Origin of the sequence: Streptomyces sp. NPDC052299 (assembly GCF_040679335.1) — a bacterium.
In the GTDB taxonomy this organism is placed as follows: Bacteria; Actinomycetota; Actinomycetes; order Streptomycetales; family Streptomycetaceae; genus Streptomyces.
This window is the reverse complement of sequence record NZ_JBFAUP010000017.1, coordinates 87,893-110,277: the sequence shown is the minus strand read 5'-3', so window position 1 is coordinate 110,277 and position 22,385 is coordinate 87,893. Positions and strand designations below refer to the sequence as shown.

13 protein-coding genes are annotated in these 22,385 nt (G+C 74.3%); 11 read left to right on the top strand and 2 right to left on the bottom strand.

The genetic code is table 11. The features are described 5' to 3' along the window. Positions 1-63 precede the first annotated feature (63 nt). Positions 64-2,022, top strand: coding sequence for an acyl-CoA dehydrogenase (locus tag AB0L33_RS26550; protein ID WP_365685454.1), 1,959 nt, complete (start codon positions 64-66; stop codon positions 2,020-2,022). On the opposite strand, the gene AB0L33_RS26545 is transcribed toward AB0L33_RS26550, so the two are convergent. Beyond that, the gene (locus AB0L33_RS26545) at positions 2,019-2,843 is read right to left on the bottom strand and encodes a class I SAM-dependent methyltransferase (RefSeq protein ID WP_365685453.1); all 825 of its coding nucleotides are present in this window, start codon (positions 2,841-2,843) and stop codon (positions 2,019-2,021) included. The genes AB0L33_RS26550 and AB0L33_RS26545 overlap by 4 nt on opposite strands. A gap of 73 nt (positions 2,844-2,916) precedes the next feature. Between AB0L33_RS26545 and AB0L33_RS26540 the strand changes: the two genes are divergently transcribed. Together AB0L33_RS26540 and AB0L33_RS26535 are read left to right on the top strand one after the other, a co-directional pair. Then, positions 2,917-3,510, top strand: coding sequence for a TetR family transcriptional regulator (locus tag AB0L33_RS26540; protein WP_365685451.1), 594 nt, complete (start codon positions 2,917-2,919; stop codon positions 3,508-3,510). Between the two features lie 113 nt (positions 3,511-3,623). Beyond that, the gene (locus tag AB0L33_RS26535; RefSeq protein WP_365685449.1) at positions 3,624-4,277 is read left to right on the top strand and encodes a lysophospholipid acyltransferase family protein; all 654 of its coding nucleotides are present in this window, start codon (positions 3,624-3,626) and stop codon (positions 4,275-4,277) included. A gap of 15 nt (positions 4,278-4,292) precedes the next feature. On the opposite strand, the gene dhbC is transcribed toward AB0L33_RS26535, so the two are convergent. Beyond that, positions 4,293-5,489, bottom strand: coding sequence for an isochorismate synthase DhbC (gene dhbC, locus AB0L33_RS26530; protein WP_365685447.1), 1,197 nt, complete (start codon positions 5,487-5,489; stop codon positions 4,293-4,295). Between the two features lie 480 nt (positions 5,490-5,969). Between dhbC and AB0L33_RS26525 the strand changes: the two genes are divergently transcribed. The 8 genes from AB0L33_RS26525 to AB0L33_RS26490 all read left to right on the top strand — a co-directional run bounded on the left by AB0L33_RS26525 (position 5,970) and on the right by AB0L33_RS26490 (position 22,366). Then, positions 5,970-6,209, top strand: coding sequence for a phosphopantetheine-binding protein (locus AB0L33_RS26525; protein WP_365685446.1), 240 nt, complete (start codon positions 5,970-5,972; stop codon positions 6,207-6,209). After that, the gene (locus tag AB0L33_RS26520; protein ID WP_365685444.1) at positions 6,206-7,075 is read left to right on the top strand and encodes a siderophore-interacting protein; all 870 of its coding nucleotides are present in this window, start codon (positions 6,206-6,208) and stop codon (positions 7,073-7,075) included. Before AB0L33_RS26525 ends, AB0L33_RS26520 begins: the two co-directional genes overlap by 4 nt. A 96-nt stretch (positions 7,076-7,171) precedes the next feature. Then, the gene (locus tag AB0L33_RS26515) at positions 7,172-8,173 is read left to right on the top strand and encodes an ABC transporter substrate-binding protein (RefSeq protein ID WP_365685443.1); all 1,002 of its coding nucleotides are present in this window, start codon (positions 7,172-7,174) and stop codon (positions 8,171-8,173) included. Beyond that, positions 8,170-9,195, top strand: a complete 1,026-nt coding sequence (locus AB0L33_RS26510) for an iron ABC transporter permease (RefSeq protein ID WP_365685442.1) — start codon at positions 8,170-8,172, stop codon at positions 9,193-9,195. The genes AB0L33_RS26515 and AB0L33_RS26510 overlap by 4 nt, the downstream gene beginning before the upstream one ends. Then, on the top strand, positions 9,192-10,187 hold the full coding sequence (locus AB0L33_RS26505) for an iron chelate uptake ABC transporter family permease subunit (RefSeq protein ID WP_365685441.1): 996 nt from the start codon (positions 9,192-9,194) through the stop codon (positions 10,185-10,187). Before AB0L33_RS26510 ends, AB0L33_RS26505 begins: the two co-directional genes overlap by 4 nt. Next, positions 10,184-10,969: an ABC transporter ATP-binding protein gene (locus tag AB0L33_RS26500; RefSeq protein WP_365685438.1), complete on the top strand. Its 786-nt coding sequence runs from the start codon at positions 10,184-10,186 to the stop codon at positions 10,967-10,969. The genes AB0L33_RS26505 and AB0L33_RS26500 overlap by 4 nt, the downstream gene beginning before the upstream one ends. 1 nt (position 10,970) lies before the next feature. Next, the gene (locus tag AB0L33_RS26495; protein ID WP_365685436.1) at positions 10,971-20,969 is read left to right on the top strand and encodes an amino acid adenylation domain-containing protein; all 9,999 of its coding nucleotides are present in this window, start codon (positions 10,971-10,973) and stop codon (positions 20,967-20,969) included. Then, positions 20,966-22,366 carry an MDR family MFS transporter gene (locus AB0L33_RS26490; RefSeq protein ID WP_365685434.1) on the top strand — a complete coding sequence of 467 codons (1,401 nt, stop codon included), beginning with the start codon at positions 20,966-20,968 and terminating at the stop codon, positions 22,364-22,366. The genes AB0L33_RS26495 and AB0L33_RS26490 overlap by 4 nt, the downstream gene beginning before the upstream one ends. The last annotated feature ends 19 nt before the right edge of the window (positions 22,367-22,385 follow it).

Below are 22,385 nucleotides of genomic sequence, written 5' to 3'. Positions count from 1 at the left end.
CGTGTCGGGGGGGGGCGACCACGGCGGTCGCTTGATCGTCCCGGGGCGGGGTAGCGAAAGGGCATGGCCACTGACAACACACCCGCTGCTTCCGGTTACGTACAGCCCGAGGTCGACGTTCAGGCGTTGGCCCGGATGCTCGACGGGGACCACGCCGGGATCCGCGATCTCGTCCGGAGCAATCTGGTGGCGTACGCCTCGGTGCTGGAGGAGGCCGAGGAGCTGGGCTTTGAGGCGTATCGCGAGCGGGTGCGGGAGATCGTGGTGGAGATGGCCGCGACCGGGCAGACCGGGATGGGGTTCCCGGAGGAGTACGGCGGGGGTGGGGACGTCGGGGCGTCCATCGCCGCGTTCGAGACGCTGGCGTTCGGGGACCTGTCCGTGCTGGTGAAGGTGGGGGTGCAGTTCGGGCTCTTCGGCGGGGCGATTCTGCAGCTGGGCACCGAGCGCCACCACCAGGCCCATCTGCCGGACCTGATCACCGGGCGTCTGATGGGGTGCTTCGCCATGACCGAGACCGGGCACGGCTCCGACGTGCAGTCCCTCGGGACTTTCGCGCGGTACGACCCCGGCTCCCAGGAGTTCGTCCTGACCACCCCGGGCGACGAGGCGTGCAAGGACTACATCGGCAACGCCGCCCGGCACGCGGAACTCGCCGTCGTCTTCGCCCAGCTGGAGGTCGGCGGAAGGGCCGAGGGCGTGCACGCCTTCGTCGTGCGGATCCGGCAGGACGGCGAGGTCGTCCCCGGAGTCCGGATCGAGGACGACGGGCGCAAGATGGGCCTCAACGGCGTCGACAACGGCCGCATCCGGTTCGACGGTGTCCGCGTGGGGCGCGAGGCGCTGCTCAACCGGTTCGCCGACGTCACCCCCGAAGGCGTCTACGAAAGCCCGATCGAGCACCCCGGACGGCGGTTCTTCACCATGCTCGGCACCCTCGTGCAGGGCCGGGTCAGCGTCGCCGGTGCCGGCGTCGGCGCTGCCAAGGTGGCCCTCGCCATCGCGACCAAGTACGCCGTGCGGAGGCGGCAGTTCGCTGCCGCCCCGGACACGGACGAGCAGCTTCTCCTCGACTACGGACTGCATCAGCGCCGCCTGCTGCCGCTCCTCGCCCGTACCTATGCACTGCACTTCGCCCAGGACGTCGTACGCACTCAGCTGCACGAGGTCTTCTCCGGCATCCAGGACGACGCGCAGGCCCGGCGCCTCCTGGAATCCCGGGCGGCAGGCACCAAGGCGCTCGCCACCTGGCACGCCACCCGGGTCGTCCAGGAATGCCGCGAGGCGTGCGGCGGTGCCGGCTACCTCAGCGTCAACCGGTTCGCCGCGCTGAAGGCCGACAGCGACATCTTCACCACGTTCGAGGGCGACAACCACGTCCTGCTCCAGCTCGTGGCCAAGGGCCTGCTCACCCATTATGCGAACGAGTTCGAGGACCTGGACCAGCTCGGCACGGTCCGCCATGTCGCCGGGCTCGCCGTGGAGACGCTCCTGGAGAAGACCTCGGCGCACAAGCTGCTGGAGCGGGTTCGGGACCTGCTGCCGGGTGGGGACGAATGGGACCGCGAGGCCGGGCTGCTCGACCCGGAGTACCAGCTCGCCATGGTCCGCTTCCGCGAGGAGCACATCCTCGCCGGGGTGGCCCGCAGGCTCAAGCGGGGAATGGACGAGCACGGCGACCCGGGCGCCGTCTTCTCCCGGGTCCAGGACCACGTCATCGCCGTAGCCCGCGCACACGTCGAACGGCTGGTCCTGGAAGCGTTCACCGACCGGGTGCGCGCGATGCCCGAAGGCGGGAACAAGGAGGCGCTGCGGCTGCTGTGCGACCTCTTCGCCCTCTCGGTCATCGAGGCGGACCGGGCCTGGTTCATGGAGCACGGTCGACTGACCGTCCAGCGCTCCAAGGCGATCAGCCGCGAGGTGAACGACCTCTGCCGCAAGGTCCGGCCCCTCGCGGTCGACCTCGTGGACGCCTGGGGCATCCCGGACGAGATGCTGCGCGCGCCGGACCTGGTGGGTTAGCGATCCCCGACGCGCACGGCGGTCGTCGCCAGGGTGACGTACTCCATGGTGAATCGGCCGCCCAGCGCGTCGATGGCATCGCCGACCGCCGTCAGGATCGCCGTCAGTTGGCCGGGACGCAGCCGTGTGAGGCCCCCGGTCGTCGGGAGCAGGTCCAGCCACTGGTCCCGGGTGTAGGGGCGTTCCCAGTCGAACCGCCACTGCTCCGGTTCGCGGAAGTGCCCGGTGGCGCGGATCTGTTCGGCGGTCCGCGCGTACCCCGCCCGGTACGCGTCCAGCGGGCGCCGGGCCGGCTGACCGCTGAACGGCGAGTCGGGCGCCACCCGGCGCAAGGCTTCCGCGAACGGCTCGGCCACCTCGGCAGGCGGTTCGAAGACGTGCCCGAAGACCGCCAGGCGCCCGCCCGGGCGCAGCACCCGGGCCGCCTTGGCCGCGCCCACCGCAGGGTCCACCCAGTGCCACGACTGGGCGGCGGTCACCGCGTCGAACGTCCGGCCCGCCGGGTCCCACGCCTCGAAGGTCGCTTCCTCCACGCGGACCCCGTGCGCGCGGGCCAGGCCGGCCATCCGGGCATCCGGCTCGACACCGAGCACCGAGCACCCGGCCGCCCGGAGCTGCCGGGCCGCGATCCCGGTGCCGCACCCGACGTCGAGCACGTCCGGCCCGGGGCTCCCGGCGACCACCCGGGCCACCAGGTCGTCCGGGTAGGCGGGGCGGGCCTCGTCGTAGCGCCGGGCGTCCGTGCCGAAGGACTCCGCGGTGCGACGGGACTCATGGGGCCGGGGCGGGGGGCCGGGCTGTTCCGGCGGTAGAGTGGGCATGCGTTCACCTTAGTGGGCAAGTGCCCACACGCCAAGGTGCGGCAGTGACGCGGACGAGGTGAGGAGTGGACACGTGCCGACCGGAGTGCACCTGCGCGATGCCCGGCAGCAGCTGTTCGACGCCGCCGAGCGCGTCCTGCTGCGGGACGGCGCGAACGGCCTGACCAGCAGGGCCGTCACCGACGAGGCGGGCTGCGCCAAGGGCGTCCTGCACCGGCACTTCGCCGACTTCGACGCCTTCCTCACCGAGCTCGTGCTCGACCGGGCCGCGGACCTGGACGCGCGGGCGCGGGCGCTGGGCGAGAGCGCGGGCACCGGTACCGTGGCCGGCAATCTCACCGACGCGCTGACCGGCCTCTTCGGGCCGGTGCCGGTGGCGATCATCCCCCTCATCACCTTCCGGGACGAGCTTCGTACGCGCCTGCGGCAGGCGACGCCCGGGGGCGGCATCGCGATCCTCGCGCAGATCACGGCCGCGGTCTCCGGCTACCTCGCCCAGGAGCGCGCGCTGGGCCGGGTGGCGGCCGGTGCCGACCTCGACTCGCTCACCCTCTCCCTGGTCGGGGGCGGGCATCTGCTCTTCGCGGACCGTGACCCCGGGCCCCCGGACGCGGCGGCGGTCGGCAAGCTGGTCACCACGGTGCTCGCGGACGTCGTACGAGGGTGAGTGAGGGCGGCGGGGCCGTCCGGGTACCCACGGCGGATGAGTATCACCGCTCAGCCGGACGGCAGTGCGACGCGGAACGATGGAACTCCGCCCGAGCCAACCGGAGATCCCCAATGCTCAGCCGCCTTGCCGGTCAACTGGTGCCCGCCTTCGGCCGGTTGACCCTCACGACCGATACGGACGCCGTCCTGCCCCCGGCCGGCATCATCGCCGCCAACCACACCTCGCTCGCGGACCCCGCCATCGTCCTGGCGGCGCTCCGCCGCCTCGGCGCGCGGCCCGTCGTCATGGCGGCCGCCGGGCTCTGGCGCGTCCCCGTGCTCGGCCGCGCCCTGGCGCGTGAGGGGCACATCCCCGTCCACCGCGGCGACCCGCGCGCCGGCCGGGCCGTCGTCCTCGCCCAGGAGGCGCTGGAACGGGGCCGGCACGTCCTCATCTACGCCGAGGGCGGACTGCCGGACCGGACGGACGCGGCCGAGGCGGCGCCGGGCGCCTTCCACCGCGGCCTCGCCCGGCTCGCGCACCGCACCGGCGCTCCGGTCATCCCGGTGGGCCAGGCCGGGGCCCGCCGCGTCACCTCCGGCTCGGCCGCCAAGCAGCTCGCGGGCCTCGCCACCGCCCCGCTGCGCCGCCCCCGGCTGCACGTCCACGTCGGGCCGCCGCTGCGGCTCGACGGCGACGGCCCGACGGCCACCGCACAGGCCCGGCGCGCGGTCACCGCCGCCTGGCGGACGGCGGCCGCCCGGCTGGGCGAGCCCGCCGCCTAGGGCCCGTCCGGCGGTTCAGAGCTCGGCGCCCACCGCGCTCAGGAAGGTGCGGAACTTCGCGGCCGTCTCCGCGGTCTCGGCCTCGGGTTCCGACGCCGCGACGACGCCCGCGCCGGCGTAGAGGCGCAGCGTGCGCTCCTCCGCTTCGGCGCAGCGGATGGTGACGACCCATTCCCCGTCGCCGTTCGCGTCGCCCCATCCGACCATGCCCGTGAAATAGCCCCGGTCGAACGGCTCGGTCTCGGTCAGCACCCGCCGGGCCGTCGCCGTCGGTGTGCCGCAGACCGCCGGGGTGGGGTGCAGGGCGCAGGCCAGGGCGAGCGCGGAGGTGTCCGGGTCGCTGAGCGTGCCCGTGACCGTGGTGGACAGGTGCCACATGGCCGCGGTGCGGATCAGTGTCGGCCGGGGTGGCACGGTCATCCCCGAGCAGTGCGGGGCGAGAGCCTGGTGGACGGCGTCCACCACGACCGCGTGCTCGTGGAGGTCCTTCGCGGACTCCAGGAGCGCGGCGGCGCGACGGACGTCCTCGGCCAGATCGTCGCTGCGCGGGGCGGACCCGGCGAGGGGGTTGGCGACCAGCCGGCGGCCCCGGCGCGAGACGAGGAGTTCGGGACTGGCGCCGATCAGGGTGCGGCCGGGGCCGGTCGGGAGGGCGAAGGTGTAGCCGGAGGGGTCGCGGCGGGCCAGACGCTGGAGCATCGCGGGCACGTCCAGCGGTGCGGGCGAGGTGAGTTCGAGGGTGCGCGCGAGGACGACCTTGCTGAACTCGCCGCGCCACATCCGCTCCACGGCCGAGGCCACGCCCTTCGCGTAGACCTCCGGCTCGGGGACCGGCCGGATCTCCCAGCCGGGTGAGTCCGCGGCCGGTGAGGGCAGGGCGATGAGCGGGTCGGAGGTGAGCGGCGGCGCGATGCGCAGCGCGGCGGGCACGCCCAGGGCCGCCGGCTCCGTGTGGTCGAACGGGATCGCGCCCATCACCACCGGTGATTCCTGTCCGGCGTCGGCGGCCTCGGCCAGGGTGTCCGCGACGCGCCGCTCCACCGGCTTTGCGCCGTGCGGCACTTGGAGTGCGGGACCCCGGGCGAGCAGGGTGCGCCCGGGGGTGGCGAGGAAGCGGGCGCCGGGCGCGTAGGCGTCCAGGAGAGAGGTGGCCGCCCCGGTGGCCGGGTGGGCCGTGGGTATGGACGCGGCGACTCGGGATGCCGTCGACACGGGGACTCCGTTCTCGATGGCCCGTGGGCGGGGCCAGGGATGAGGGTGCGCTGAGGAGCCGCGCCGGGCTCGGCGCGGCGGCACGCCTGCGGCGGGCCTTCACCCGGAGCAGCACCTACGGTAGGTTAGGTGAGGGTAACCTAAGTTTTGGTGTTCGCGCAGGAGGGTGGCGGGGTTCGGGCCGTGGGGTCGAGGCCTGAACTGCGCTTTCCGGGGGGCCGGTTGATGGGCGGGCTGCCCGTGTCGCCTGCGTCGATGTTAGGTTAGCCTTGCCTGGGCCGGAGGGGGGTTGTGGCCGGTTCCGTCACCTGCGCCGCGGGTCGCCGTGCCCGTCGGCGGGCCGCGACGCGCCCTTGTGCGCCCGGCGAACGGCCCCGCCCCGGGCGGGCGTTCAGGTGCGCGTCGCGGCGCCCGGCCCCGTAAGCACCGTCACTCTCGCTCCGACCCGTCGTCGGCGCTCACCCACTGAGGAGTACTCCGATGAGTCAGACCTTGTCGCCCGACCGTGTCAGGGCCGACATCGCCGAACTGCTGGGCTGCGAGCCCGGTGAGATCGCGGCCGACGAGAATCTGGTCGACCTCGGTCTCGACTCGATGAGGATCATGGCCCTGGTGGAGCGCTGGCGCGCGGCGGGGGCGACCGGCCTGGAGTTCCCCGACCTCTTCGAGCGTCCCGAACTCGGCCACTGGCAAGGGCTGTTGGCGGGTGAGGGCGCGTGAGCCGCACCGACCACCGCGAACGCCATCTGGACCGGATCGCCGAGGTGCGCGCCGGTCTGCACGCCGAGAAGGTCGGCTACCCGATCGGCATCCGGGAGGCCGGGGTCGTCCGCACGGCCGCCGTCGGCGCGGGCCTGGTGCGGGTGACGCTGGGCGGGCCCGGCACCGAGGGGTTCGAGGCCCACGCGCCCGACGAGCACGTGAAGCTCATCTTCCGGGAAGCGGACGGGACCCTGCGCCTGCCCGAGCGGAACGGGGTGATGCTGCGCTGGCCGAGGCCGCTGCCCACCTCGCGCGAGTACACCGTGCGCCGCTACGACCCCCTCAGCGGTGAAATCGACATCGACATCGCCGTGCACGAGGGCGGCCTCGCCTCCGACTGGGCCGGCAAGGCGCGTCCCGGCGACATCATCCACATAGCCGGACCGCCGGGCGGGCTGATCGTCCCGCACAGCTACGACCGCTATCTGCTCGTCGGGGACCTCACCGCCCTGCCTGCCGTCGCACGATGGCTGGAGGAGCTGCCGAGGACCGCCAAGGGCTGGGCGTTCATCGAAGTCGCCGACGCCACCGAGGAGATCGGGCTCTCCGCGCCGGAGGGCGTCGAGGTGCGCTGGCTGCACCGCGACGGCGCGCCCGCTGGCTCCGGTGACGCGCTGACCCGGGCCGCGATGTCCGTCACCGTTCCCGAGGGGGAACGGGTGTACGTCTGGGCGGCCGGTGAGGCCGGTCAGATCAAGCCGCTGCGCCGCTGGGTCCGCGACGAACTGTGCCTGGACAAGGGCGATTACGACATCACCGGCTACTGGAAGCGCGGCCTCGCGGACTTCGACGAGGACGACCACGACCACGGCCACGAGCACTGATCCACCGCAGGGCCGGGTGGTGCGCAGCCCGCGAGTTGTCCCCTCGAAAGGCCATCAAGTAAGGTGAGCCTAACCTAAGTAGCAAGGAGCTTCGGAATGTCCATACGCAGATCGTCCGGCCTGGTCGGCGCCGTCGCGCTGGCCCTCGTCCTGGCCGGATGCGGGTCCTCCTCGGACGGCGGGTCGGACTCCGCCTCGGAGAAGACCAAGACCCGGGTGTTCACCGCGGACAACGGAAAGATCACGATCCCGGCGAACCCGAAGCGTGTGGTGGCCACCGGCTATGCCGTGCCCGCGCTGATCGAGGCCGACGCACCGCTGGTCGGCATCTCGTCGTGGAAGCGCGGCGAGCCGATGATGACGAAGGAAGACCTCGCCGCCTACAAGAAGCTCACCAAGGTGGCGGGCGAGCAGGCGGCCGAGACCAATTACGAGGCCATCGCCGAGGCCGAACCCGACCTGATCGTCATCGGCGTGCCGGCGCCCGTGCTCGGCGACATCGACATGAAGCGGCTGAAGTCGATCGCCCCCGTCGTCGCGATCGGCCCGAGCCTCCCGTCCGCCTGGCGCGACCTCTCCCGCAAGCAGGCCGACGCGGCCGGCGCGCTGGAGCGGTTCGACGCCCAGAAGAAGGCGTACGACACCAAGGCAGCCGAACTGGCCGCCACCTACAAGGACATCCTGCCGAAGCTCAAGCTCGGCCATGTCGGCGCCTACGGCGACGCCGCCAAGGGCACCTTCCAGCGGGAGTTCAACGGCTCCTGGGGCACCAACATCGCCGAGGACCTGGGCGCCACCTACTACGGCAAGGTCAAGAAGGCCGGCCCGGGGTCCGCGGCCGTCAGCGAGTACCCCTCCATCGAGGAACTGCCCGACGCCTTCCGCGAGGCCGACGTCCTGACGTACTCGGTCAACGCCGACGGCAGCGTCCCGCCGTCCGTCAAGTACGTCCTGGACTCAAAGCTCTGGAAGAACCTGCCCGCCGTCAAGGCCGGCAAGGCCTTCCCGTACCGCTACACCGAGGCCGCCACCTACGGTGAGGCCCTGTTGACCCTGGACGCGATCGACCGGTCGCTCGCTCCGCTGCTGAAGCCGTGACCGTCGCGGGCCGCGCGTCCGAGGCGGCGGGAAAGCACCGGCGTGCCGCCCCGCAGACCGCCCTGCTCGTCGGCGGACTGGTCCTGCTGGCCGCTCTCGCCGTCCTCAGCATGGGCGTCGGGGCCCGCCACGTCGCCCCCGGCGAAGTCGTGCGCGCACTCTTCGACTACCAGGGCACGGACGACCACGTCGTCGTACGGGACGTGCGGGCACCACGGGCTCTGCTCGCCGTCGCCGTGGGTGCCGCGCTCGCCGTGGCCGGGGCGCTCATCCAGACGCTCGCCCGCAACCCGCTGGCCGAGCCCGGCATCCTCGGGGTCACCGCGGGCGCCGGGTTCGCCGTCACCCTCGGGTCGGCGGCCGGACTGGCGGGCGGCCAGGCCGGCGAACTCGGCTTCGCCGTCCTCGGCTCGGTGGCCGCGGCGCTTCTGGTCACCGCGGTCGGCCGCACCTCACCGCTGCGGCTGGTGCTCACCGGTGTGGCGGTGACCGCGGTTCTGGGCGGCGTCGCCCTCGGGCTGCGCCTCATGCTGCCCGACACCTTCGACCTCTACCGGTTCTGGTCGGTGGGGACCCTCGCCGGACGCGAACAGGCACCCCTGTCCTGGCCGTTGACCGCCATCGCGGTGTGCCTGGCCGGTGCGCTGCTGCTGAGCAGGGCGCTCAACGCGCTGACCCTCGGCGAGAACGTGGCCCACACGCTGGGCGCCTCCGTGGGCCGGGTCCGCGTCACCGCCCTCGTCCTCATCACCGTGCTCAGCGGCGCGGCGACGGCGGTGGCAGGCCCCATCCTGTTCGTCGGGCTGATCGTGCCGCACCTGGTCCGCAAACCGGCCTCCGGGTCGGTGCCCTGGCTCATCGCCTACACCATGGTGCTCGGTCCCGTCCTGCTCCTCGCCGCCGACATGGCCGCGCGGGTCCTGCTGCCCACCGGAGAGGTGCCGGTGGCCATCGTGACCGCCTTCCTCGGCGGCCCCATGCTGATCTGGGCGGTCCGCCGCTACGGGGCGGGGTCCCTGTGAACGTGCTGAAATTCCACTTCGAACGGCGTACGGCGATGCTCGTCGCCGTCCTGGTCGCCCTGATGCTGGGGCTCGGCCTGCTCGGGCTGTGCTACGGGGCGTCATGGGCGCCACCCGGCAAGGTGTTCGCCGTCCTCACCGGCACCGAGCACTCCGTGGTCATCCGGGACTGGCGGCTGCCGCGGGTGCTGGCCGGCCTGGTCTTCGGCGCCGCGCTCGGCGTCTCCGGCGCCCTCTTCCAGAACCTCACCCGCAACCCCATGGGCAGCCCCGACGTCATCGGGCTCGACGCCGGTGCCTACACCGGCGCCCTGGTCGCCCTCACCGTGCTCTCGGGCACCTCCGCGCAGCTCGCCGTCGGCTCCGTGACCGGCGGACTCGTCGTCGCGGCCGCCATCTACCTGCTGTCGCTCGAAACCGGCTTCTCCGGACTCCGGCTTGTCGTCATCGGCATCGCCGTCAACGCGATGGTCACCGCGGTCAACTCGTGGATCGTGCTCCGCGCCGATCTGGAGGTGGCGATCGCCGCCGTCGGCTGGAGCGCCGGCTCCCTCAACGGCGTCGGCTGGGACGACCTGGGCATCCCGTTCGCCGTGATCTCGGTGCTGCTCCTCGCCATGACCACCCGGGCCCACGCCATGCACCAGGCGGCGCTCGGCGACCCGATCGCCGTCACCACCGGCGTCGGACTCGACCGGCTGCGGCTGCTGATGGTCCTGGTCGGCGTCGGCTGCACCGCCACCGTCACCGCCGTCGCCGGGCCCATCGCCTTCATCGCGCTGGCCGCACCGCAGATCGGCCGGCGGCTCGCGGGCGCCGCCGGCATCCCGCTGCTCCCGGCCGCGCTCACCGGGGCGGTCCTGCTCCAGGGCGCCGACCTGCTGGCGCAGATGCTGCTGGCCCCGGTGGCGCTGCCGGTGGGCGTCGTGAGCACCGCGATCGGCGGTTGCTATCTGATCTGGCTGCTGACCAAGGAGGTGAGGCGCGCGTGACCGCACGCCTGACGGCGCGGGAGATCACCCTGCGCTACGGAGACCGCGTCGTGTCCACACGGCTCACCCTCGACATACCCGACGGCGCGTTCACCGCCATCGTCGGCCCCAACGCCTGTGGAAAGTCCACCCTGTTGAGCGCGCTCGTACGGCTGCTCAAGCCGCATGCCGGACAGGTGGAGTTCGACGGCCGCGAAGTCGGCGCGTTCGGCACCAAGGCGCTGGCCAAGCAGCTCGGATTCCTGCCCCAGGACCCCACGGCGCCCGAGGACATCAAGGTCCGGCAACTGGTGGCCCGGGGCCGCTTCCCGCACCAGTCGCTGCTGGCCCTGTGGTCGGACGGCGACCAGGAGGCCGTCGACGGCGCGATGGCCGCCGCCGGTGTCGCGGACCTCGCCGGCCGGCCCGTGCAGGAGCTCTCCGGCGGGCAGCGGCAACGCGTCTGGATGGCGATGGTGCTCGCCCAGCAGACGTCCTACCTGTTGCTGGACGAACCCACCTCGTTCCTCGACATCACCCACCAGTACCAACTGCTCGGCCTGCTCGCCAAGCTGCGCAACGAGGGCCGCACCGTCGTCGCGGTCCTGCACGACATCAACCAGGCATGCCGGTTCGCCGATCACCTGGTGGCCATGAAGGCCGGCGAGGTGGTCGCCGAGGGCGACCCCGGGGACATCGTGGACGCCACGCTGATCAAGGACGTGTTCGACCTGCCCAGCGTCGTCGTCCCGGACCCCGTGACCGGCACTCCGATGGTCGTACCCACACTGCGAGGAGAGTAAGTTGACCACCGCGAGCGTGCCCCCGGACGGCCTCCTTCCCCTGACCGGCGCCCAACTCGGCATCTGGAACGCCCAGCGCATCGAACCCGACTCGCCGTACTACGTGGTCGGCGACGTGATCGAGATATCAGGTGAAGGACCCGTCGACACGGACGCGCTCGCGCAGGCGGTCCGGGCCACCACCGAAGAGGCCGAGAGCCTGCGGCTCCGGGTGTACGAGACGCCCGAGGGCCCGCGCCAGGCGGTCGGCGCCGACCCCGTCGCCCTGCCGCCGCTCGTCGACGTCGGAGCCGAGGCCGACCCCGTCGCCGCGGCCCAGGCGCTGGTCGAGGCCGAACGCGCCCGGCTCGCCGAGGCGTGCCGGGGCATGACGGACCGCCCGCTGTACTCCCGTACCGTCATCAGGCTCTCCGACCGCGAGGTCTGGTACACCCAGCTCGGCCACCACCTCGTCTTCGACGGCTACACGGCCGCCCAGCTCGCCCGCCGCACCGCCGCCCACTACACCGCCCTCGTCCGCGGCACCGAACCGCCCCGCCCGGCGTTCGGCGCGTTCGCGGCGCTCGTCGCCGAGGACATCGCGTACCGCGAGAGCGACCGGGCCGCCGAGGACCGCGCGTACTGGGTCGAGCGGTTCACGCCGCTGCCCGAGGTCGACGCCCACGACGGGCCCGGCACGGCCGGTGCGCCCGCCCGCACGCTCACCGCGCGGGCCATCCTCGACGCCGCGGAGACCGCCGCCCTGCGCGCCTTCGCGGACGCCGAGGGCATCTCCTGGGGCGATGCCCTGATCGCCTGCTACGCCGCCTTCCTGCACCGCGTGCTCGGCCGCACCGACGTCGTCTTCGCCCTGCCCCTGATGTGCCGGACCGGCTCCACCGCGCTGCGCACCCCCGCCATGGCGGTCAACGTGCTCCCGATGCGGGTCACCGTGCGCGGCGCCGACCGGCTCGGCGACCTCGGCCGCCGCGTCGCCACCGCCATGCGCGAGATGCGCGACCACCAGCGTTACCGGGGCGAGGACCTGCCCCGCGACCTCGGCGTGCCCGGTGCCGGAGCGCTGCTGCACGGACGCGGCATCAACCTCAAGGCGTTCGACCTGGCACTCGACTTCGCCGGTGCGGCCGGCGTCATGCGCAACGTGGCGGGCGGACCGCCCGAGGACATGGGCCTCAGCGTCCTGCCCACCCGTGACGGCGGGCTCCTGCTCGGCTTCGAGGTGGACGCCCGCGCCAAGGACCAGGCGGCCGTCGACAGCCTGATGACCGGGCTGCGCGCCCTGCTCACCGGGCTCGTCGAGGGCCTGCCCGTCGCCCGGATCGCGCTCACCGGCGCCACCGCCGCCCAGCTCGCCGAGTGGAGCCCGCCCGCCCTGCCCGGCACCCCCCTCGACGTGCCCGCCGCCTTCGACGCGATGGCCGCCGCCGGACCCGAGAACACCGCGCTGGTCTGCGGCGGCGACCGGCTGACCGCCGCCGGACTCGCCGACCGGGTGCACCGCGTGGCCCGCGCCCTGCGGGCCCGGGGCATCGGCGCCGAGGACGTCGTCGCGCTCGCCCTGCCGCGCTCGGCCGACGCCGTCGTCGCCCTGCTCGCCGTGCTGGACGCGGGCGCCGCCTTCCTGCCGCTGGACGTCGCGCACCCGCCCGAGCGGCTGCGCGAACTCATCGCGGACACCCGCCCCGTCCTCGTCCTCACCGACGGCACCGTCGAAGGACTGCCCTGGAAGACCCTGCTGGACGAGGCCGCGGAACTGTCCGGCGCCCCGTTGACCACCGCCGAACTCTCCCGTCCGCGCGACCCCGGGCACCTCGCCTACGTCATCCACACCTCCGGATCGACCGGCCGCCCCAAGGGCGTGCTCGGCCGCGCCGGCGGGCTCGCCGCGCTGCTGCACCACCAGCGGTCCACGGTCGTCGCCGAGGCCGAACGGGCCACCGGTCGCCGACTGCGCGCCGCGCACACCTACTCCTTCGCCTTCGACTCCGCCTTCGAACACCTCGTCTGGCTGCTCTGCGGGCACGAACTCCACGTGTACGACGCCGAGACGGCCCGCGACGCGGACGCCCTGCTCGCCGCGTACGCCCGCGACGGCATCGACGTCATCGACACCACCCCCTCGATGGCCGCCCCGCTCATCGACGCCGGCCTGCTCGACCTCCCCCCGGCGCTGCTGCTCCTGGGCGGTGAGGCCACCCCGCCCGCCCTGTGGCGACGCGTCGCCGCCTCCGGGATCGCCGCGCGCAACATGTACGGGCCGACCGAGGCGACCGTGGACGCCACCACCGCCCGCATCGACGGCGGCGACCCGGTCATCGGGCACCCCCTCGCCGGCACCCGGGCCTACGTCCTGGACAACGCCCTCCAGCCCGTCCCGCCCGGCACGACCGGCGAACTCTACCTGGCCGGACCGCACCTGGCCCGCGGTTACCTCGGCCGGCCGGAGGCCACCGCCGAACGCTTCGTCGCCGACCCCTTCGGCGCCCCCGGCGACCGGATGTACCGCACCGGCGACCGGGCCCGCTGGGTCCCCGGCCGGGGCCTGGAGTACGGCGGCCGGGGCGACGGACAGGTCAAGATCCGCGGCCACCGGGTGGAGACCGGCGAGGTCGAGGAAGCCCTTGCCGCCCTGCCCGGGGTCACCGCGGCGGCCGCCCGGGTCCTGGCCTCCCGGCTCGTCGGATACATCGTGTCCGCCTCCGTCACCGGCGACGAGGCACGAGCCCGGCTCGCCGAACGGCTGCCCGAACACATGGTGCCCGCCGCCGTCGTGGTCCTCGGCGCCCTGCCCGTCACGCCCAACGGCAAGCTCGACCGCGCCGCGCTGCCCGCACCCGCCCTGCCCGGCGGCGGCCGGGAGCCTGGCACCGAACGCGAACGGCTGCTGTGCACCGTCCTCGCCGACGCGCTCGGCGTCGAACGGGTCGGCGTGGACGACGACTTCTTCGCCCTCGGCGGCGACAGCATCACCGCGATCACCGTCAGCAGCAGGCTGCGCGCCCTCGGCCTCGGACTGCGCCCCAAGGACCTGCTGGCCCGCCGCACCTTCGCCGCGCTCGCCGCCTCCGCCGAACAGCTCGACGGCGCGGGCGGCCCGGCGGACGAACCGGTCGGCCCGGTGCCCGCACCGCCCATCGTGCGCGCCCTGCTCGACCCGCACCCGGACATCGACACGGTCGCCGGATACGCCCAGTGGACCGCCCTGCACGTGGACGCGCTCACCCCGGACCGGCTGACCCGGGGTGTGCAGGCCCTCATCGACCACCACGACGCGCTGCGGCTGCGGGTGGCCGGTGAGCCGGAGATCCTGCCCCGGGGCACGGTCCGGGCCGCCGTCGAAGAGGCCACGACCGAAGCGGTCACCGGAGCGGAGGCCACCGGCGAAGAGGTGACCGCCCTGGCCCGACGGCTCGCCGGACAACTCGACCCGCGCACCGGCGACCTGGTGCGCGCTGCCCTGCTCCGCACCGGGGAGGGGGCGGCGGACCGGCTGGTCCTCGTCGTGCACCACCTCGCCATGGACGGCGTGTCCTGGCGCGTCCTCCTGCCCGACCTGCACACCGCCTGCTCCGGCGGCGCCCTCGAACCCGTCGGCACCTCCTGGCGCCGCCACGCCCAGGTCCTCGCCGAACAGGGCAGGACCGGCGCCCGGCGCGGTGAACTCGCCCACTGGCGCACGGCACTGGGCTCCGCGACCCGGCTCGGCGCACGCCCCCTGGACCCCGCACGCGACACCGTGGCCACCGCCCACCGCACCGTCACGACCGCCTCGCCCGAGGCCACCGAGGCCCTGCTCAGCACGCTGCCCGCCGCCTACCGGGCCGGTGTGGACGAGATCCTGCTCGCCGCCCTCGTCCTCGCCCTGCGCGGCTGGGGCCTGCGCGACGACGCCGTCACCGTGACCATGGAGGGCCACGGGCGCGAACACCTCGACCTGGCCCGGACGGTGGGCTGGTTCACCAGCGAATACCCCGTACGCGTGCCCGCCGCCGACGACGTCCGCGCCACGCTGCGCGCCGCCAAGGAGGCCCGCCGCGCCGTCCCGGGCGACGGCATCGGCTACGGGGTGCTGCGCCACCTCGACCCGGAGGCGGGTCCCGAGCTGGGCGCGACACCGCCGCCGGACGTGCTGCTCAACTACCTCGGCAGGTTCGCCCCCTTGCCCGCAGACGGCTGGCGGCTCCCCGAGCACGACGCGTTCTCCGTGACCGAACCCGACGCCAAGGCCCTCGAACAGGTGCTGGCCCTCAACTGCTTCGTCCACGAGGGCGACACCCCCCGGCTCGCCGTCGAGTGGACCGCCGCGAGCGAGGTGGTGGGCCCCGACGCCGTGGCCGCCCTCCAGGACTGCTGGGCCGCCGCCCTCGACGCGCTGGCCGCGCACGCCCTGCACACCGCGGGCGGGCTCACCCCCTCCGACCTGCCCCTGGTGGCCCTCGACCAGGACGCGATCGACGCCCTGGAGCGCACCGGGCGGGTCAGCGACGTGCTGCCCGCCACCCCGCTCCAACTCGGTCTGTCCTTCCACACCATGGTCCGCGACGACGCGGACACCGACGTCTACGTCGTCCAGGCCGTCACCACGCTGTCCGGGGAGCTGGACCCGGACCGGATGGCCCGCGCCGCCCACGAGCTGCTGCGCCGCCACCCCGCGCTCCGCGTCCACCTGGGCACCGTCGGGGACGACGTCGTGCAGGTGATCCCGGCCGACGTCGCCCTGGAATGGCGGCGGGACGACGACTTCGCCGAAGCGGCCCGCGCCGACCTGGCGCGCCCCTTCGACCCCGCGCGGCCGCCGCTCATCCGCTTCCTGCTCTCCCGGGTGGGGCCCGCCGAGCACAAGCTGGTGATCACCAACCACCACGCCCTGCTCGACGGCTGGTCGATGCCCATCGTCGGCCGCACCCTCCTCGCGATCTACGCCGAACTCGGCGGCGGACCCGCCGCACCCGTCTCCCCGCCGCTGTCGGAGTACTTCCACTGGCTGGCGGGCCGGGACGAGGAGGCGTCCGTCGCCGCCTGGCGCGAGGCGCTGGCGGGCGTGGACGACGCGACCCGGCTGGCCCCCGCGAGCACCGGGAACGCCGTGGAGCGGCCGGGCCGGGAGACCGTCGAGCTGGGCCGCGAGTTCAGCGACCGGCTGCGGGCCTTCGCCCGGGAGCGGGGCATCACCCTGACCACGGTCCTCCAGACCGCGTGGGGCCTGCTCCTCGGCCGGCTCACCGGCCGCCGCGACGTCGTGTTCGGCTGCCCGGTCTCCGGCCGGCCCGCCGAGGTCGACGGCGTCGAATCGATGATCGGCCAGCTCGGCACCACCATCCCCGTCCGCGTCCGTTGCACCCCGGACCGCACGGCGGCGGACCTCATGGCACAGGTGCACGCCGAGAGCGTCGCCCTCGCCGAGCACCACCACGTCGGACTGCCCGGCATCCAGCGGGCCGTGGGCATCGGCGAACTCTTCGACACCATGCTCGTCATGGAGAACTTCCCGCTCTCCAGCCGCACCCGCACCCCGCTCGCCCCCGGCCTCGACCTCACCGGCGTCGACATCACGGACGCCACGCACTACGCCCTCACCGTCATCGTGATCCCGGGCGACGAGATCACCGTCGGCCTCGGCTACCAGCCCGGCGCCTTCGACCGGGACACCGTGCGCGACTACGGCCGCTGGCTCCGCAACCTGCTCCACGAGATCACCGAGGACCCGGACCGGGCCGCCGTCGCGCTGCCCGCCCTCGGCGCCGACGAGCGCGCCCGCATGCTGCGTACGGGCACCGGGGCCGTCGCCGAGAAGGAACGCGGCCACTGGCTGGACCAGTTCACCGGCTGGGTCCGGCGCAAGCCCGGCGGCGAGGCGCTGGTCTGCCGCGACCGCAGCCTCTCGTACGAGGACCTGGACCGGCAGGCCAACCGCCTCGCGCACGCGCTCATCGCGCACGGCGTGCGGCCCCAGGACCCCGTCGCGGTCCTGACCGGCCGGGACATCGAGATGACCGTCGCCCTGTTCGGCGTCGCCAAGGCGGGTGCGGTGTACGTGCCGATGGACGCGGCCTACCCGCGCGAACGGCTCGCGTACATGTGTGACGACATCTCGCCGGCGGCCGTCGTGACGACCGGGGCCGGACTTCCGGTCGACCGCGCGATCCCCGTCCTGCGCCTGGACGACCCGGCCACCCTCGCCTCCGTACCGGACACCGATCCGGCGGGCGCGCGCGCCCGGCTCACCGACGACGCGCTCGCGTACGTCATCTACACCTCGGGCACCACCGGCCGGCCCAAGGGCGTGGGCGTCACCCACCGGGGCGTGCCCGATCTGGTCGCCCTTCAGGAGGAGGTCGTCGGCGTCACCGAGCACGACCGCTATCTGCACTTCGCGTCGACCGGCTTCGACGTGGCGTTCTGGCAGACCATGGTGCCGCTGCTGTCCGGCGGTACGTCCGTCATCGCACCGGAGGAGGTGCGCGTACCCGGCGACGAACTCCTCGACTACATCGCGGAGCACCGCGTCACCGGCGTGAACCTGCTGCCGTCGTTTCTTGCGGCCATGCCCGACGACCGCACCGTCGACCCCGACGTCCTGTTCGTCGTCGGCGCCGAACGGCTCGACCCGGAGCTGGCGCACCGCTGGGGCCGGGGCCGCCGGGCGCTGTTCAACGCCTACGGTCCGACCGAGGTCACCATCAACTCGACCACCTGGCGCTACGACCCGGATGACGCCGGACCGCTGCCGATCGGCCGTCCCGACCCCAACGTCCGCGCCCATGTGCTCGACGGCGGACTCCAGCCCGTCGGCGTCGGCGTCACCGGCGAGCTCTACCTCGGCGGCCCGAGCGTGGCCCGCGGCTACCTCGGCCGCCCCGGCCTGACCTCCGGCGCGTTCGTCGCCGACCCGTACGGTCCGCCCGGCACCCGCATGTACCGCACGGGCGACCTGGTGCGATGGCGTCACGACGGGCAGCTGGTCTTCCTCGGCCGCGCCGACCACCAGATCAAGGTGCGCGGATTCCGCGTCGAGCTCGGCGAGATCGAGACCGCGCTCACCGGGCACCCCGACGTCCGCGCCTGCGCCGTCGTGATGCGCGAGGGCCGGCTCGTCGGCTACGTCATCCCGACCGACGACGCCGACCTGGACACCGCCGGGGTGCGTGCCCACCTCGCCGAGCTGCTGCCCGACCACATGGTCCCGACCGCGCTGGTGCCGCTCGACCGGCTGCCGCTCGGCCCCGGCGGCAAGCTCGACGCCTCGGCCCTGCCCGCCCCCGCCACGGTCTCCGCCGCCCGGCGCGAACCGGCCACCGAGGCGGAAGCACTCCTGCTCGCCGTCCTCCGGGACGTCCTGGGCCGCGACGACATCGGCCCCGACGACAACTTCTTCGACGTCGGCGGCGACAGCATCGTCTCCCTGCAACTGGTCTCCCGGGCCCGCCGCCAGGGCCTCGGGCTGAGCCCGAAGGACGTGTTCGACGGCGAGACCGTCGCCGGGATCGCCGCCCGGGCCCGCGCCCTGGACGGCGAGGCCGCCCCGGCCGTCGGGGACGCCCCGCTGACGCCGGTCATGCGGGACCTGCTGCACCGCGCGGGCAACGCCGCCGACGGCTTCTGCCAGTGGGTGGAGATCTGCGTCCCGGCCGGCGGCGACGAGAAGGGCTGGCAGACCGTGCTCGACGCCCTGCTCGCCCGCCACGACGTGCTGCGCGCCCGCCTCGGCGACGACCTCCTGCACATCCCGTCGGCCGGTGCGCTCACCGGCGCCGACGTCCTGACCCGCGTCCCGGCCGACGGCGACCCGCGGGCCGCCGCCGACGCTGCGGCCGCCGCCGCGCGCCGGGCCATGGACCCGCGCTCCGGGCCGATGCTGCGCGCGGTCTGGGTGGACGCCGGGCCCGACCGCCCCGGCCGGCTCGTGCTGATCGCCCACCACCTGGTGGCCGACGGCGTCTCCTGGCGCATCCTCCTGGACGACCTCCGGCACGCCCACGACGGGGGAGAGCTGACCCGGCACGGGCAGTCCTTCCTCGGCTGGGCCCGCGCCCTGCGCGAGGTTGACCGGCGCGCCGAACTCCCGCACTGGCGGCGGATGACGGCGACCCAGCCCCTCGCCCCGCCGCTCGACCCCGCCCGGGACACCGTGGCGACCGCCGCGCACCACGAGATCCGGCTCGACGCGGACACGACCCGCGCCCTGGTCACCACCCTGCCCGCCGCCCACCGCACCACGCCTGACGCCGTGCTCCTGACGGCGCTCGCCCAGGCGGTACGGGACTGGCGCGGCACACCGGAGCTGCTGGTCGCCCTGGAGAGCCACGGCCGCCCCCGGGATGTCGACCTCTCGCAGACGGTCGGCTGGTTCACCGCGATCCACCCCGTCCGGCTCGACGCGGGCGACGACGTGCGGGCGGTCCGGGACCGGCTGCGCGCCCAGGGCGACGGCCTCGGCCACGGCATCCTCACCGCGGCGGGGCTGCTCGACCCGGTCCGCCCGGAGGTCGCCTGGAACTACCTCGGCCAGTACCCCGGCGCCCCGGAGACCGAGACGCCCTGGCAGCCCGCCCCGGACGCCGACCCGCTCGGCTCCGACGCCTCCGGCCCGATGCCCCTCCCGTACAGCCTCATGGTCAACGCCCTGGTGCGCGACGACGCGCTCGGGGTGCGGATCACCTGGCCCCGGGCGCTGTTCACCGGCGCCGAGGTCGAGGAGCTGGCGGAACACCTGAGGGCCGCGCTGCTGCGGGTGGCCGCCGCGCCGGAGACCGTCGCGCTCGGGGACCGGCCGGTCGCCGCCGTACAGCCGCTCAGCCCGTTGCAGGAGGTGATGCTGCGGCACTCGCGCACCGAGCGCCCCGACCCGTACACCGTGCAGTCGGTGTTCTCGCTCGCGGGCCCGCTCGACACCAGGGCGCTGCGCGCGGCCGGTGACGACCTGCTGGCCCGGCACCCCAACCTGGGCGCGGTGTTCCCCGCCTCGCTCGCGGTCATCCCGAAGGCGCCCCGGCCGGAGTTCCGCGTCACCGACGCACCCGCCGACGAGGTGCTGGCCGCCGACCTCGCCGAACCCTTCGACCTCGCACGCGGCCCGCTCTACCGGATCACGGTGATCCGGCTCGGACCCGAGCGCGCCGACCTCGTCCTGACCAGCCATCACGCCCTGTCCGACGGCTGGTCCGCCCCGCGCATCCTCGGGGAGCTCTTCGCCCTGTACACCGCGCGGACCCGGGGGACCGCCCCCGAGCTGCCCGCTCCCGTCCCATTCGCGGACTACCTCGACTGGTGCGCCCAGCACGAGCCGGACCTCGACGCCTGGGCGACCGAGCTGGACGGGCTCCCCGAGGGCGACCACCTGGGCGGCGACGGGAGCGGTCCGGCCTGGCAGGAGCCCGAGGTCATCGCCTTCGACGCGGCGCTCGTGGCCGGGCTCACCCGGCTCGCCGCACGGCGCGGCCTCACCCCGAACACCCTGGTGCAGGGCGCCTGGTCGGTGCTGCTGGCCCGGCGCTCCGGGCGGCGGGACGTGTGCTTCGGCGCCATGGTGTCGAGCCGGCCCCCGGCCCTGGAGGGCGTCGAGGAGATCATCGGCCTGCTCGCCAACACCGTGCCGGTGCGGGCCAGGCTCACCGGCACCCTGGCCGCCGCGCTCGCCGACCTCCAGGCCCGCCAGCGCGACCTGGTCGAGCACCACCACGTGGCCCTGTCCGACCTGGAACGGCTCACCGGTCGGCGCAGGCTCTTCGACAGCATGGTGGTCTTCGAGAACTACCCGGTCGATCCGGACCGCCTGCGCGAACCCGCGCCCGGACTCACCGTGCTCGGCACGCGCTTCCGAGAGTCCACCCACCACCCCGCCACGCTGACCGTCATGCCGGACGGCGACGGCTGGACCGGCGTGCTCGCCCACCGGGCCGGTACGGACACCGACGGGCTCGCGGACCAACTGGTGGACCTGCTGCGGAACATGGAGCACCACCTGGACGCGGATGTGCGCGGCCTCCTGGAGGACCGGTGACCACGGCGCCCGCCCCGCCCGCCGAACGCGTGGACCGGGACCTGCTGCGGATCGCGTTCATCCTGGTCCTCGGCACGTTCATGGCCTCGCTCGACGCCACCATCGTCAGCGTCGGACTCGACCGGCTCACCGAGGAGTTCGGCGCGTCCGTCGCCGAGATCCAGTGGGTCTCCAGCGCGTACCTGCTCGCCGTCGTCGCCGCCGTCCCCGCGTCCGGCTGGCTGGCCGGCCGGTTCGGCGGCCGGCGGGTCTGGCTCGCGGCCATCGGCGTGTTCCTGGCCGGCTCGGTGCTGTGCGCCTCGGCCTGGTCGGCGCCCAGCCTCATCGTGTTCCGGGTGGTCCAGGGGCTCGGCGGCGGCCTGCTTCCCGCGACCGGGCAGGCGCTGCTCGCCCGGATCGCCGGCCCCGGGCGCACCGGCAAGGTGATCAGCGTGGTCGCCGTGGTCCCGCTGCTCTCCCCGGTGTTCGGACCGCTCGCCGGGGGCTCCGTGCTCGCGGTCGCTCCGTGGCCCTGGCTGTTCCTGGTCAACCTGCCGATCGGCGCGGCGGCGGTCCTGCTGGCCCGCCGGCACGTGCCCGTGGTGCCCCCGGCGTCCCGGCGCGCCGCGTTCGACCTGCGCGGGGCGCTGCTGCTCCCACCGGGGCTCGCGGCGCTGGTGTACGGGCTGACCGAGGTCGCCCACGACCGTGCCGTCCCGGCCGCGATCGGCGTCGGCGCCGGGGCGGTCATGCTGGCCGCGTTCACCGTGCACGGGCTGCGGACGCGGGCCGTCCCGCTCGTGGACCCCCGGCTGTTCGCCCGTCCGCCGTTCGGGGCCGCCGCCCTCGCGCTGGTGGTCCTCGGGGCCTCGGTGTTCGGCACGACGTTCCTCCTGCCGCTGTACTTCCAGTCGGGGCGGGGCATGTCGGCCTGGGAGGCGGGGCTGCTGCTCGCCCCCCAAGGGCTGGGCGCGGCAGCCGGTTCGGTGCTGGTCAACCGGACCATCAGCAAGGTCGCCCCGAGGACCCTGGTGGTGGCCGGCATCGTGCTGATCGTCGCCGGGACCACACCGTTCACCCTGCTGGGGCACGGGGTGCCGGACGCGGTGGTGGCCTCGGCGCTGGTGGTGCGGGGCTTCGGGATGTCGATGGTCGGAGCGCCCGTGATGAACATCGTCTACAGCCGCATCGAGCCGGAGCAGCTGCCCCGGGCGGCCGGCGCGCTCAACCTCCTCAACACCGTGGGCGGTTCGTTGGGCACGGCGGCGGTGGCGGTGATCCTGGAGACCCGGCTCGCCGCGACCGGCGCGGACGTCCCCGCGGCCTTCGGCGACACCTTCTGGTGGGTGCTCGGCTTCTGCCTGTTCGCCGCGGCGGCGGCGACGCGGCTGCCCCGTACGCGGCCCCGGCAGGTGTGACAGGCGGACACGGGCGTGC

Excerpts from the sequence above, each read along its gene's own strand:
- AB0L33_RS26525 (WP_365685446.1), top strand. The coding sequence starts at position 5,970 with ATGAGTCAGACCTTGTCGCCCGACCGTGTCAGGGCCGACATCGCCGAA.
- AB0L33_RS26515 (WP_365685443.1), top strand. The coding sequence starts at position 7,172 with ATGTCCATACGCAGATCGTCCGGCCTGGTCGGCGCCGTCGCGCTGGCC.
- AB0L33_RS26550 (WP_365685454.1), top strand. The coding sequence starts at position 64 with ATGGCCACTGACAACACACCCGCTGCTTCCGGTTACGTACAGCCCGAG.
- AB0L33_RS26535 (WP_365685449.1), top strand. The coding sequence starts at position 3,624 with ATGCTCAGCCGCCTTGCCGGTCAACTGGTGCCCGCCTTCGGCCGGTTG.
- AB0L33_RS26545 (WP_365685453.1), bottom strand. The coding sequence starts at position 2,843 with ATGCCCACTCTACCGCCGGAACAGCCCGGCCCCCCGCCCCGGCCCCAT.